We start from the raw sequence: 12,795 nt of genomic DNA on the forward strand, positions 1-12,795 counted from the left end.
CCGGACATCTGCTGAATCGTAGCGGTCTGCCCCAAGTGCCGCAGCAGCAACTACGGAATGCGGCCTCAGGCCCCCGCGTCCAGCCGGCGGGCCAGGTCAGCCAGCTCCGGCAGCCGCAGCACCCGGTCACCCGCGCCCGGCAGCGGCACGTGCAGCGGCTCCGTCCAGCCCGCCGGAATCGCGCCGGACCCGTACACCGCGCCCGCCAGGCCGCCCGTCACCGCGCCCACCGTGTCGGTGTCGCCGCCCACGTCCACGGCCGCCCGCAGCGCGTCCTCGAACCCCGACGTGGTGCGCACCGCCCACACCGCCGACCCCAGGCACGGCCACACCGCGCCGTTGAACTCCGTCGCCTGGTCCGGATGCCAGCCGGGCGCCAGCACCACCGCGTAGCGCTCACGGTGCTCCGCCGGCACGTGCGCGAGCGCGTCGCCGATCGCCGCGAGCGGGTCGCCGCCGTCCAGCGCCACGCGCAGCAGCTCGTGGTAGATCGCCGTGCCCGCCCACGCCGCCGGGTCGCCGTGGGTCAGCGCCGCGATGCGCCGGGCGGCGTCCATGCTCGCCTCACGGCCCTGGCGGGCGAAGTAGACCGCCGACGTGGTCGCCCGCATCAGCGACCCGTTGCCGGCGGCGCGGCGGGTGGTCTCGAAGTGGAACGCGGCCGCCAGGTCCCACGGCATGCCGTTCGTCAGCACCTGCTCGGTCTGCAGGCCGATGTCCTTCGGCTCGGCCGCCGCCCACCGCTGGAAGCGCGCGAACACGTCCGGCAGGTCCAGACCGCCGCGCTCCAGCAGCGACTCGCCCAGATGGACGGCCATCTGCGTGTCGTCGGTCGCCTCGCCCGGGCCCCAGCCGCCGCCACCGCACATCTCCCCCTGGCCGCCCGCCTTCGGGAAGCGCGCGCTGAACGCGCCCGCGGGGCCGAACTCGAACGGCGCCCCCAGCGCGTCACCCACCGCCGACCCGACAACCGCCCCGACAACCCGTTCCGTACGCTCCATCCCGGCAGCCTACGACCCGCCCCTGCCCTCCTGGGAGACACTGCCCCTCTTGAGAGGCCATGCCCCCTTTGAGAGGCCATGCCCCGTTACCGCCTCAGGCGGCCGGGCGGCAGGAGCGGCAGGGGCGGTAGCCGGCGGCGCGGGCCTGGGGAAGGGTGCGGAAGCCGTGCCGGTGCGCCGGCGTGATGCGCCGGGCGTTGTGGCAGGTCGGGAAGCAGACGATGCCGGTGGTGTCGCTGGCCAGGTAGAAGACGCGGGAGCCGGCCAGGGCGCGGAGCCGGTCGAGGTCGACGCCCTCGGCCGCGAGCAGGCGTTCCTTGGCCTCGGCGCCGAAGACGTACTCGCCGGTCGCGCCGTCGGAGCGGATGACGCGGTGGCACGGGACGAGCAGCGGCACCGGGTTGCCCGCCAGCGCCGTGCCCACGGCGCGGACGGCGGTGGGGCGGCCGATGCGGGCGGCGATCCAGGCGTACGGGCGGACCTCGCCGCGGGGGATCGCCCGGGCGGCTTGCAGCACGTCGCGCTGGAAGGGGGTCAGGTCGCGCAGATCGAGGGCGAGCGTCGCGGCGCGGCCGGTGCGCAGGGCGGTCACGAGCCCGGCGGGCGGCCGGGCGGCGGGCAGCAGCGGCCGGGAGAAACGGTCGTGGAAGGCCGCGGCGAACCCGTCGTGGTCCTCGCGCACGTACGCGATGCCCTGGTCGGTGAAGGCGACGGTCACGTCGCCGACGGGACCGGGCACGCGCAGCCAGCGGGCGGCGACGCGGTCGAGCAGCCCGGCGGGGGCGTCGACGCCGAGCCCGGCCAGCCGGGCGAGGAGCGGGTCGGTGGCGTGGTGGGTCATCGGGCACCTCCCAGGGCGCGCAGGCGCTTGAGTCCGCGCGAAATGTGCGACTTGACCGTGCCCTGCGGGATCTTGAGCACGGTGGCGATCTCGGCGACGGGCAGGTCGACGACGTGCCGGAGCACGACGGCGGCACGCTGGTCGGCCGGCAGGAGGCCCAGCAGGGCGTGCAGTTCGTCGCCCGTCTCGCGGCGGACGGCGCTCTCCTCGACACCCTCGCGCGGGTCGGGCGTCTCGATGGGCTCGTCGCGCAGGTCGGGCGGCGGCTTGCGGGAACGGGTGCGGGCGCAGTTGCGCCAGAGGTTCATCAGGATCGTCAGCAGCCAGGCGCGAGGCTGAAGCGCGGCGATGCGGTCGGAGTCGTAGCCGGTCAGCGCCCGGTACGCGCGCAGGAACGCCTCGGCGGTCAGGTCCTCGGCGTCACTCCAGGCCCCGCTGAGCCGCAGCGCGGTGGTGAAGACCACGCAGCGGTGCGCGGAGTAGAGCTCGGCGAAGCCCTCGTCGAGGTCGTCGAGCAGTGCTTTGCGCACCGGGTCGAGGCAGTCGGTCTGGCTCACGTTCAGTAGAACACCGGCGAGCGCGATTCGGTTGCACGCGAGAAGCCCGCGCCCCCGGGAAGGGGACGCGGGCTTCGCGTGACCTGGGTCAAACCGCTACGGCCAGCTCGGAGACCTCGCCCAGCCGGGCTTCCACCTGGACGTCACGGGTGACGCCGCCGCCGGCGATGATGCGCACGGTCCAGTCGCCGGGCGCCGCGAAGAAGCGGAAGACGCCCTCGTCGGACACGACGACCTCACCGGTGAACTCGCCGGAGTGGTCGAGCAGCCGCGCGTAGGCGGTGCCGGCGCCGGTCACCCGGCCCTGGATGACGGCCTGGTTGGACAGATCGATCCCGGCCGGCAGCGCGATGGTCTGCTCCGGCGCTCCGCAACCCTGTGCAGTGCTCATCAGCGGGCCTCCCCCAGCTCGATCGGAACGCCCACGAGCGAACCGTATTCGGTCCACGAACCGTCGTAGTTCTTCACGTTCGCCTGGCCGAGCAGCTCGTGCAGCACGAACCACGTGTGCGCGGAGCGCTCGCCGATGCGGCAGTAGGCGATGGTGTCCTTGCCGAAGTCGACGCCGGCGGCGCCGTAGAGGGCGCGCAGGTCGTCGTCGGACTTGAAGGTGCCGTCGTCGTTGGCCGCCTTGGACCACGGGATGTTGCGCGCGGTGGGCACGTGGCCGCCACGCTGCGCCTGCTCCTGCGGCAGGTGGGCGGGGGCGAGCAGCTTGCCGGTGAACTCGTCGGGCGAGCGCACGTCGACCAGGTTGAGCTTGCCGATCGCGGCGACGACGTCGTCACGGAAGGCGCGGATGCTGTCGTCCTGGTTGGACACCACGTAGGCGGTCTTCGCCCGCTGGGGGACGTCCTTGACCAGCTCGCGGGAGTCGAGCTCCCACTTCTTGCGCCCGCCGTCGAGCAGCTTGACCTGGTCGTGGCCGTAGAGCTTGAAGTACCAGTAGGCGTAGGCGGCGAACCAGTTGTTGTTGCCGCCGTAGAGGATGACGGTGTCGTCGTTGGCGATGCCGCGCTCGGAGAGCAGGGCTTCGAAGCCGGTCTTGTCCACGAAGTCGCGGCGGACCGGGTCCTGGAGGTCGGTCCTCCAGTCAATCTTCACGGCGCCACGGATGTGGCCCTTGTCGTAGGCGCTGGTGTCTTCGTCGACCTCGACGAGAACGACACCGGGGGTGTCGAGGTTGGCCTCGACCCAGTCGGCGTCCACCAGGACGGCGGAGCGGCTCATTGGGAAACCTCCAGTTTGGCGGCGGGCAGGAGACGGCGGGTCAGCGGATTTCTGTCGCAGCCGAGGCGCATTCCCCAGGCTGCAGTGAGGAGAGCATCCCGATGACACCCCTCGTGGGGGTGGTGATGGCAGGCGCCACGCCGGAGCACGGCAGATCGGCACGCATCAATGGGATGCTCCTGAAGGGTCGGGTGGGGGCGCGGTTGGAACGCGCGTAGACCGTCCTCAGGCAGCGCGACAGAGCGCGGTGGCGACGCGGCAGAAATCAACCGCGCGCCGCTTCGTCAGCAGCTCTGTCGATGGGTTCACAGCGACGACATTACATCGCCGTCTCGCCATCTGTCACATCTCGTCCGAGTCATGAGATGGATCGTGAGACAAAGCGCTGGCCAGCGCGTGCAGCACGTCGGCCTTGCGCGGCTGCCCGGCCGCCTTCTTCACCACTTTTCCCGCGGAATCGAGCACGAGCACCGTCGGCGTCGCCGTCACGCCGATCCGCCGCACCAGATCCAGCCGCGACTCGGCGTCGATCTCCACGTGGGCGACGCCGGGCACCAGGGCGCTCACGTCGCTCAGCACCCGGCGGGTGGCCCGGCACGGCTGGCAGAACGCGGTGGAGAACTGGACGAGCGTCGCCCGCTCCCCCAGCGCCGCGCCCAGCTCGGTCTCGTTCAGCAGCACGTCCGGTGCAACCAGCGCGGGCCTCCGGTCAATTCCTCGGCACGGCGCTCACGTACAGGTCGCCCTTGACGCCGACGACGTCGAGCCGGGCGATCTGATCCAGCGGGATGCGCGTGCGCACGGAGAACTGCGGCGCGGAGCCGGTCCAGGACCCGGCGGTTTCGCGCCCGCCGTCACGGCCGCGGACCACGATGCGGCCCTCCGCGTCCGGCGGCAGGCCGGTGACCACGACGTGGAGCTCGGCGCCGTCCTCGGCGGGCTGCGCCCGCACGGTGACGTCGCGGCCCTGCCGCGCGCCGGCGAACTCGCGCTCCTCCGCCGATTCCATGAAGAGCGACGGCGCCTCGGACTCGCGCGCCGACGGGGTCGCCTTCACGCGCTCGCTGGACGACGGGAGCGGCTCCGCCTGGTCGAGCTCGGTGGACGACGGCAGCGGCATCGCGCGCTCGGGCCTGCCCGTCGACGGGAGCGGCATCGCCTTGTCGGCCGCCTCCTCGCTCGTCAGAGGCTGGTTCACCGTCGACTGCGCGGCGGGCGCCGAGGCGGCCTGTTCCGTGGCGCCGCCCTGCTGGGTGACGCCCCACACCGTGCCGCCCACGACGAGCGCCGCGGCCGCCGCGGCGACGACGGTCAGCCGCCTGCCGCGCCGGTGACGCCTGGCGCGGTCGTCGAGCAGCCGGTCCAGCACCGCCCGGGGCGGGCTGGCGACCAGCTCCACGTCACGTTCCGACACCTTGCCCAGGAAGCCGGCGACCCCCTCCAGGTCCAGCAGCTCGGCCCCGCACGCCTCGCACGTGGCCAGATGGGTGTCGATCTCCTCGGCCTCGTCCGGCTCCAGCGCGCCCAGCGCGTGCGCGCCGAGCGACAGCCGCACCTCCTCGCACGTCATCACGGCGCCAGCCCCCGCTCCTCCAGGGCGAGCTTGAGCGCCCGCAGCGCGTAATAGGTGCGCGACTTGACGGTGCCCGGCGGGATCCCGAGCTTCGCCGACGCCTCCTTCACCGATCTCCCCCGGTAGTAGACCTCCAGCAGCACGTCCTTGTGCTCGGGCCGCAGCTCGGCCAGCGCCTCGGCCACGGCCCACGACTCGACGGCGCGCTCCAGGTCGTCGTCCGCCGGCAGCACCGCCAGCGCCTCGTCGCCGATCTCCGGCGGGCGCGCCTTGCGGGCCCGGTGCTGGTCGACGACGAGGTTGCGGGCCACGGTGAACAGCCAGGCCCTGATCGGCCGGTCGGCGAGCGCGTCAGGATGCCGCCATGCCCGCAGCAGCGTCTCCTGCACCACGTCCTCCGCCCGTCCCGAATCGCCCGTCAGCCGCAGCACGTATCCGTACAGTGGCCCTGCGTGCTCGTCGAACAGGCTTCTCACAAGCTCCTCGTCGGCGGTGCCAGCTGGACTCACACCCTCTTCACGTACGGGGCGCCGGACCGGTTCAGCGTCGTCCACGGAATCATCCACGCAGCGGCACGTCGGTCCCCTCGGCGGAGATCTGCAGCCCGCCGGCCACGCTCTTCACCTCGGTGACCTTGACGTCGAAGGGCAGTTTGCCCTTGAACGGGACCGTGTAGTTGACCAGCCGGGCGAGCTGGTCGGGCACGCCCTCGATCTTCTCGGCCTGGAGCCGGATGCCGCCGTCGGCGAGCTCGGCCCGCATCTCGGCGGTGAACTTCACCTTCTGCGCCCCCACCATCAGCTCCCCGGAGGCGACGAACCTGTCGCCCTTGCCGCTGACCTTGACGCCCTGCGGGGCGAAGCGGTCGATCGTGGCGCTGGACACGGTGCCGGTGACGGCCAGGCGGCCGGCCCGGATGTCGGCCCGGTTCTGGATGACGTCGGTCAGCGGGGCGGTCACGTCGTAGGCGGCGCCCTTGAGGTTCTCGATCGGCACGCCGCCGTAGCTGAGCGTGCCGAGGTCGAAGCGCACCTCCGGGTAGTGGCCCGAGATCGCCTGGGTGAGGAAGGGGATGCCCTCGATGGTGACCTCGGGGGTGCCGGTGACGTCGGTGGCGGCGGCGATGCGGTTGGCCAGGTCGCGCTGCACGCCCGCGACCGCGACCCGGTCGAGGACGACCAGGAGGACGATCAGCAGCATCAGGAAAACGAGCAGCTTGCGCATCGGGCTCCCTGTCTCACGCGGGGGGTCATGAGCTTATCGACTGATTCCCCGCCAAAGCGCGCCATCACCCACCGGCGAACGGCGGCAACACCTCGACGGTCACGCCGTCGCCGAGAGGCACCTCGTCATGCGGCCTCTTACCGACGGGAGAACCATCGATCAAGAATGACGACCTGCTCACGATCCGAGCGAGTTCGGCGCGGTTTTCTGTGATTTTCGTCATGAGTTCGCCAAGCGTGGCGGCCTCGAACGTTTCTTCCGCCACCCCGGCCGCCTGCTTCGCCGCCGCCCAATAACGCACTTTTCCCAAGGCCATCAGTACCTCACCGTAGATTCTCCACCATTGTGCACGTTCGTTAACACGGATGTTTCATGAGAGCCGTTGTTCACCCCCTGGACGCGCAATGTCCGCGACAAAGCCGTGGGATATCCTCGCCTACGGGACCTGGGCGACGTAGCCCCCGGGTCCCTGCGCGTTTAGGAGGCCGAGATGAGCAACCTGCTCCTGCTGACCAACGCCCTCGAACCGTCGTCCGAGGTGCTGCCGGCGCTCGGGTTGCTGCTCCACTCGGTCCGCGTCGCGCCCGCCGAGGCGTCCGCGCTCATCGACGCCCCGCCGTCCGACGCCGTGCTCGTCGACGCCCGCAAGGAGCTCGTGCAGGCCAAGAGCCTGTGCCGGCTGATCCGCACCACCGGGATCGACTGCCCGCTGCTGGTGATCGTCACCGAGGGCGGGCTGGCCGCGATGACCGCCGAGTGGGGCGTGGACGACGTGCTGCTCGACAGCGCCGGGCCGGCCGAGGTGGAGGCGCGGCTGCGGATGGCCGTGGGCCGCATGTCGCAGGGGTCGGCCGAGGAGGTGCCCGACGAGATCCGCAGCGGCGACCTGTCGATCGACGAGGCCACCTACACGGCCCGGCTGCGCGGCCGGGTGCTCGACCTCACGTTCAAGGAGTTCGAGCTGCTCAAATACCTGGCGCAGCACCCCGGCCGGGTGTTCACCAGGGCGCAGCTCCTCCAGGAGGTCTGGGGCTACGACTACTTCGGCGGCACCCGCACGGTCGACGTGCACGTGCGGCGGCTGCGGGCCAAGCTCGGCACCGAGTACGAGTCGCTGATCGGCACCGTGCGCAACGTGGGTTACCGCTTCGTTCCCGATCGGGCCGATTCCGCGCACGTATGAACCGTTGACACTTGCCTTGATCGGAGTTCAACTGATCTGACAAGTGTCGAGTCGTGGACGCCGCCGTCCCGGGGAATGGTGGTGGCGGTGAGCCCTTTCCGGTCGCTGGCCGACGAGAAGGCCCGGATCTACCGGCGCAACGAGCACATCTGCTCACCGCTGCGCCCGGCGAGCCGGGTGCACCTGATCGACTACGGCTTCGCCCGCGAATACCTGCCGGGCGGCGACCGCGAGGTCATCCACGACCTGCGCTCCGCCGGTGACCTCGTGGGCGAGCTGGCGTTCTGGAGTCCCGGCGAGCGGGTCAGGATCGACGCGCTGACCGAGGTGCGGGCCTGGCCGATCGACCTGCGGCGGCTGCGCGAGCACGTGGCGGCCAGCAGCGCGGCGGCGACGGCGCTGGTGCAGGAGCTGTTCGCGCGCAACGTGGCCGCCCGCCGGCACGAGGCGCTGGCGCGGGCGCCGGTCGCCGCCCGGCTGGCCGTGTGGCTCTTACAGCTCGACGAGCGTTACGGGCTGGCCTCCGAGGCGGCGCCGCCGCTGTCCATGGAGACGCTGGCCGACCTGGTCGGCAGCTCCGCCGACGTGGTGCAGCGGCAGCTCGCCGACTGGGCGCGGCGCGGCTGGCTGGTGCGGCCGGGCTACCGGAAGCTGGTGATCGCCGACCCGGTCGCGCTGCGGGCCGCCGCCGGAAGCTGGGAGCACCTGGCCGAGCCGTGGACGGGCCGGGTGACGCCGTTCCTGGCCAAGCCGGACGCGCCGCTCGTCGCCGGCGAGGTGCCCCGGCCGGCGCAGCTCCCCGCCGACGTGCCCGACTTCACCGGCCGCCAGCAGAGCCTCGACCTGCTCACCTCCTGGCTGGAGCGGCCCCGCCGGACGAACACGCTGGTGGTCCAGGGGCTGCCCGGCGTCGGCAAGACCGCGCTGGTCACGCACTGGGCCCACCTGCACGCCGGCCGGTTCCCCGACGGGCAGATCGTCATCGACCTGCGCGGCCAGTCGCCCAGCCAGCCGCCGATGAACCCGGCCGAGGCGCTGGGCCAGATCCTGCGCTCGCTCGGCGTCGGCGAGCACATGCCCGCCTCCGACGAGGCCGAGCTGATGCTGCTCTACCGCAGCAGGCTGGCCGGGCGCCGGCTGCTGCTCATCCTGGACAACGCCGCCGACCCGGCCCAGGTGCGCGCGCTGCTGCCCGGCAGCAAGGACTGCGTGGTGCTGGTGACCAGCAGGACCAGGATGGGGCCGCTGCGCGCCACCGGGCATGCCGACCTGATGGACGTGCCCGTGCTCGACCCGGGCAACGCGGTGGCGCTGCTGGTGGCGGTGCTGGGCGAGGAGTCGCCGCGCGCCGCCGACCGCGACGGGCTGGCCGAGCTGGCCCGCGTGTGCTCCTACCACCCGTTCGCGCTGCGCATCTCCGCCGCCAAGCTGGCCGAGAACCCGGAGCTCAGCGTCGCCTCCCGGGTGCGCGAGCTGCGCCGGCCCGACCTGCGGCCGACGTTCTCGGGCGACCCGGAGGAGGCGTTCCGCTCGGCGCTCGACCTGGCGTACGAGTCGCTGGATCCGGCGCAGCGGCGGGCCTTCCGGCACGTCGGGCTGCTGCCGGGCGGGGCGTTCACGCCTGAGGTGCTGGCCGCGACGCTCGGCGTGCCGGTGAGCGAGGCGGTGACGGCGCTGGCGGGGCTGCACCGGGCGTATCTGGTCGAGCCGCTGCCCGGGGCCCGCTACCGGGTGCACGACCTGGTCAAGGGGCTGGCCAGGGAGCTGGGCAGGCACGCCGAGGCGGGCGTGCGCGAGGCGAGGGTGCGGCTGCTGGACCACTACCTGGCCAAGGCGGCCGATCCGGCGACGCCGGGCGAGTGGTTCGAGGCCGAGCGCCGGGCGCTGGTCTCGGTGACGCGGCTGGCGGAGGAGACCGGCGCGCACGGCATCGCCTGGCGGCTGGCCGAGGCGGTGTTCGAGCCGTTCAGGCGATTGCGCTACTACGAGAACAACCTGGAGATCCAGCAGGCCGGGCTCGACTGCGCGCGGCAGGTGGGCAACCGCCGGGCGATCGCGGTCATGCGCAGCCATCTGGGCTCGATCCACCGCGCCATCGGGCCCTCCACGCGCGCCGCCCGCTACATCGGCGAGGCGCTGGCCGACTTCGACCTGCTCGGCGACCGGGAGGGCCGGGCCAGGGCGCTGAACGACCTGGCCGAGGTGCACGGCATCGCGGGCAACGGCGAGGAGGCGCTGAAGTGCGCGGGCGAGGCGCTGGAGCTCTACCGGGAGATCGGCGACCTGACCGGGGTGGCCGACAGCCTGCACACGCTGTCGCGGCTGCACCTGTCGCAGAACCGGCACGAGCTGGCCCTGGACCACGCCGGGCAGGCGCTGGAGGTGCGCGAGGAGCTGGGCGACCGCCGGGGCACCGCGCAGAGCCTGATCATCCTTGCCCGGGTGCAGCAGAGCCTCGGCGAGCCGAACGCCGCGCTGTCGGAGGGGCTGGAGGCGCTGTCCGTCTGCCATGAGCTGGGCGACGAGCACGCCGAGGCGGAGACGCTGCTCTGCCTGGCCGATGTGTACGACGCGCTGCGGCTGCCGCAGGACGCCCAGCGTGACGCGGAGCGGGCGCTGGCCGGCTACACGGCCACGGGCGACCAGCACGGCTACGGCCGGGCGCTGTGCACACTGGGCCGCATCGCGCGCAACGGCTCCCGCTACGACGAGGCGCTCGACCGGTACGAGCAGGCGCTGGCCGTACAGGTGGAGCTGCACCACGAGCAGGGCCGGGCCGAGACGCTGGGGGACATCGGGCTGGTGCACTGGCGGCTCGCCGACTACCTGCGCGCCGACGACTACCTGAGCCAGGCGCTGGCGATCAGCCGGGTGATCAGCGACCTGCCGGCCGAGGCGCGGATGCTGAACCGGCTGGCGCGGGTGCGGCGGCGTCAGGGGCAGCCGCAGGTGGGGTTCGTGTACGCGCTGGAGGCGCTGGACATCGTGCAGGGGCTGGGCAACCGGCGGGCCGAGGCGGACGTGCAGGAGACGCTGGCGTACACGTACCTGTCGCTGGACCGGCACCGGGACGCGCTGCGGGCGGCGCTGGCGTCGCTGGCGATCCGGGAGGAGGTCCGCGACGACCGGGCCAGCGCGCTGCTGTCGGTGGCGCAGGCGCTGCACACGGCGGGCCGGCCGGCGGCGGCGCTGGAGTACGCGGCGCGGACGGTGGAGCTGCAGCACGAGACGGGCACGCGGGACCGGTGGGCGGCGGCGCTCACCACGCTGGCGATGATCCTGCTCGACCTGGACCGGCCGGAGGAGGCGCAGGCGTACGCCGAGCAGGCGAGGGACGTGCACCGGGGCTGCGGGACGCGGCGTGACCTGGGGTGCGCGCTGCGGGCGCTGGGGCTGATCGCGCGGCGGCAGGGTGACGCGGTGGCGGCGGCGGAGCTGCTGGGCGAGGCGGTGCGGACGCTGGAGGAGGTGGGTGACGTGTTCGAGGCGCGGAAGGCCGCCGCAGAACTCCGCGAAATGTCGTGATTTTTTGGGCCTTAGGTCGCAGATCTTGGCCCGGGTTCCCCCGTTAGCTGGTCTCACCAGCTACTCCAAGCGGAGGTGATCCGGATGCTCAAGAACCATCTGCGTCAAGACCTTCAGTGGCTCAGGCGACAGGCGCGCAAGGACAGGCGGATCACGCTGACCGTGCTCGCCATGGTGTCGATGGCCTGGGGGCGCCAGCTCGTCCCCGGGGCCGCGCCGCCCGCCTCCGCGCCGCTGCTCGCACTCTCCGCCGGCCTGCTCGCCTTCTCGGCGGCCGGCTGGCTGGTGGCCGCGTTCTTCGTGGCCAGGGCCGGGCGGCGGCGCGGGCGCGAGCCCGTCGCGGCGCTGCGCTGGGCGGGGCGGATCTCCCGGGCCAAGGAGTGGGCGTTCGGCTCGCTCGCCGCCTACGTGGCCTGGCACGTGCTGCAGTTCGTGACCGCGCTGCTGCTCGCCTGAGTCACTTGCAGTCCGGCGGGAACGCGGCCCGGTGCGGCCCGTGGTCGGGGTCGAGCTCGTGCCTGATCCCGCGGCAGGCGTCGAGCATCGCCCCGTACAGCGACCACAGGCCGACGTGCTCGGTGTCCTTGAAGGTGTCGGCGACGGCGCGGTCCTCCTGCTCGCCGTCGCGCAACGCCTGGCGCAGGGCGGCGAGGTCCTCCTCGGTGCCGCAGCCGACCTGAAGGCCGCCGAACGCGGAGAAGGCGCGCGAGATGGCCTCCAGCTCGTCGCCCAGCGCCACCGGCAGCAGCGCCGCGTCCACGTCCGGCAGCCCGCGCGCGCCCACGACCAGGTCGTTGAGCGCCCTGGCGATGCCGCGCAACTGCTGGCAGGCGTGGTCCAGGGCGGTCATGGCCTCGGCGACCTGGTCCAGCCGCTCCTCGTAGCGGCGGGGCCGCACGCTCAGCCGTACGGACTCGACGGCCTGCTCGGCGACCTCCTCGCTGTCGTCGAGGTCGCGGGCCAGCTCCCGGGAACGGTCCAGCCACTCGCGCGACTCGTTCTCCCCCCACCGGCCGTACAGGCCCTCGGCGATGTCGCGGGCCAGCTCCGCCAGGTCGGCCGAGCGCGCGGCCAGGTCCTTCTGCGCCTCCTCGATGTAGCGCGGCGGCAGCACGAGCAGGTTGGCGCCGATCCCGACGCCGACGCCGAGCAGCAGGTCGGCCAGCCGGTACATGCTGTAGGTGCTGCCCAGCGCGAACACGAGCAGCGCGGTGATCGGGATCTGCACGTTCTGGTTGGGCAGGTTGAGCAGCCGGGTCAGCACCAGCCCGGCGGCCACCAGCAGGCCCAGCGTGACCGCGTTCGCGCCGATGAACATGATCAGCGCGATCGCCGCCGTCACCCCCACCACGACCGCGCCGATCTGCTGGGCCCCCCGCACGACCGTGCTGTAGGCGGTCACGGACACCGTGGCGAGGACGCCGATCGGGGCCAGCACCGGCATCGGCGTCTTCATCACCACGGCCGCCAGCCACCAGGCCACCATGCAGGCGACCGTCACCTTGACCGTCTGGGCCAGGGACTCCCGCTCGGTGCGCAGCCAGTCGCCGAGCCCCAGCCGCCGCGCCTGCTCCAGCACGATCCTGCCGTGCCGGGAGATGCGCTCCAGCGGCGGCAGGCTCCTGCCCCGTCTGCGCGATTCCTCCTCCACACCCGGGTCC

Annotated in this window: 15 protein-coding genes; 3 read left to right on the top strand and 12 right to left on the bottom strand. The window is 72.8% G+C overall.

The window, feature by feature from the left end:
- Positions 1-65: 65 nt before the first annotated feature.
- The 11 genes from AB0G11_RS06445 to AB0G11_RS06495 all read right to left on the bottom strand — a co-directional run bounded on the left by AB0G11_RS06445 (position 66) and on the right by AB0G11_RS06495 (position 6,742).
- Positions 66-1,001: an ADP-ribosylglycohydrolase family protein gene (locus AB0G11_RS06445; protein WP_357584363.1), complete on the bottom strand. Its 936-nt coding sequence runs from the start codon at positions 999-1,001 to the stop codon at positions 66-68.
- Between the two features lie 94 nt (positions 1,002-1,095).
- A complete protein-coding gene (locus tag AB0G11_RS06450; RefSeq protein WP_357584365.1) occupies positions 1,096-1,842 on the bottom strand; it encodes a methylated-DNA--[protein]-cysteine S-methyltransferase in 747 nt (248 codons plus the stop codon).
- The gene (locus AB0G11_RS06455) at positions 1,839-2,399 is read right to left on the bottom strand and encodes an RNA polymerase sigma factor (protein ID WP_308126233.1); all 561 of its coding nucleotides are present in this window, start codon (positions 2,397-2,399) and stop codon (positions 1,839-1,841) included. The genes AB0G11_RS06450 and AB0G11_RS06455 overlap by 4 nt, the downstream gene beginning before the upstream one ends.
- Positions 2,400-2,487: 88 nt before the next feature.
- On the bottom strand, positions 2,488-2,790 hold the full coding sequence (locus tag AB0G11_RS06460) for a DUF1416 domain-containing protein (RefSeq protein ID WP_219518549.1): 303 nt from the start codon (positions 2,788-2,790) through the stop codon (positions 2,488-2,490).
- Positions 2,790-3,629 carry a sulfurtransferase gene (locus AB0G11_RS06465; protein ID WP_219518553.1) on the bottom strand — a complete coding sequence of 280 codons (840 nt, stop codon included), beginning with the start codon at positions 3,627-3,629 and terminating at the stop codon, positions 2,790-2,792. The genes AB0G11_RS06460 and AB0G11_RS06465 overlap by 1 nt, the downstream gene beginning before the upstream one ends.
- Positions 3,630-3,854: 225 nt before the next feature.
- Positions 3,855-3,968, bottom strand: coding sequence for a putative leader peptide (locus tag AB0G11_RS06470; RefSeq protein ID WP_357584367.1), 114 nt, complete (start codon positions 3,966-3,968; stop codon positions 3,855-3,857).
- Positions 3,969-3,971: 3 nt separating this feature from the next.
- Positions 3,972-4,304, bottom strand: a complete 333-nt coding sequence (locus AB0G11_RS06475) for a thioredoxin family protein (protein ID WP_246646931.1) — start codon at positions 4,302-4,304, stop codon at positions 3,972-3,974.
- A gap of 34 nt (positions 4,305-4,338) precedes the next feature.
- The gene (locus AB0G11_RS06480) at positions 4,339-5,199 is read right to left on the bottom strand and encodes a zf-HC2 domain-containing protein (RefSeq protein ID WP_357584944.1); all 861 of its coding nucleotides are present in this window, start codon (positions 5,197-5,199) and stop codon (positions 4,339-4,341) included.
- Entirely contained in the window at positions 5,199-5,711 is a 513-nt protein-coding gene (locus AB0G11_RS06485; RefSeq protein ID WP_219518558.1) for a sigma-70 family RNA polymerase sigma factor, read from the bottom strand. The genes AB0G11_RS06480 and AB0G11_RS06485 overlap by 1 nt, the downstream gene beginning before the upstream one ends.
- Positions 5,712-5,760: 49 nt before the next feature.
- Entirely contained in the window at positions 5,761-6,426 is a 666-nt protein-coding gene (locus AB0G11_RS06490) for a DUF2993 domain-containing protein (RefSeq protein WP_219518561.1), read from the bottom strand.
- Positions 6,427-6,490: 64 nt separating this feature from the next.
- Entirely contained in the window at positions 6,491-6,742 is a 252-nt protein-coding gene (locus AB0G11_RS06495) for a MoaD/ThiS family protein (protein WP_219518564.1), read from the bottom strand.
- Positions 6,743-6,916: 174 nt separating this feature from the next.
- Here AB0G11_RS06495 and AB0G11_RS06500 point away from each other — a divergent pair, with 174 nt between their 5' ends.
- The 3 genes from AB0G11_RS06500 to AB0G11_RS06510 all read left to right on the top strand — a co-directional run bounded on the left by AB0G11_RS06500 (position 6,917) and on the right by AB0G11_RS06510 (position 11,590).
- On the top strand, positions 6,917-7,609 hold the full coding sequence (locus AB0G11_RS06500; protein WP_219518567.1) for a response regulator transcription factor: 693 nt from the start codon (positions 6,917-6,919) through the stop codon (positions 7,607-7,609).
- 87 nt (positions 7,610-7,696) lie between these two features.
- Positions 7,697-11,134, top strand: coding sequence for a tetratricopeptide repeat protein (locus AB0G11_RS06505; RefSeq protein ID WP_357584369.1), 3,438 nt, complete (start codon positions 7,697-7,699; stop codon positions 11,132-11,134).
- Between the two features lie 84 nt (positions 11,135-11,218).
- Positions 11,219-11,590, top strand: a complete 372-nt coding sequence (locus tag AB0G11_RS06510) for a hypothetical protein (RefSeq protein WP_219518574.1) — start codon at positions 11,219-11,221, stop codon at positions 11,588-11,590.
- A gap of 1 nt (position 11,591) precedes the next feature.
- Here AB0G11_RS06510 and AB0G11_RS06515 read toward each other — a convergent pair whose 3' ends face one another.
- Positions 11,592-12,785: an aromatic acid exporter family protein gene (locus tag AB0G11_RS06515; RefSeq protein ID WP_219518577.1), complete on the bottom strand. Its 1,194-nt coding sequence runs from the start codon at positions 12,783-12,785 to the stop codon at positions 11,592-11,594.
- Positions 12,786-12,795 lie beyond the last annotated feature (10 nt).

The organism is Nonomuraea sp. NPDC023979 (genome assembly GCF_040639085.1).
In the GTDB taxonomy this organism is placed as follows: Bacteria; Actinomycetota; Actinomycetes; order Streptosporangiales; family Streptosporangiaceae; genus Nonomuraea; species Nonomuraea ceibae.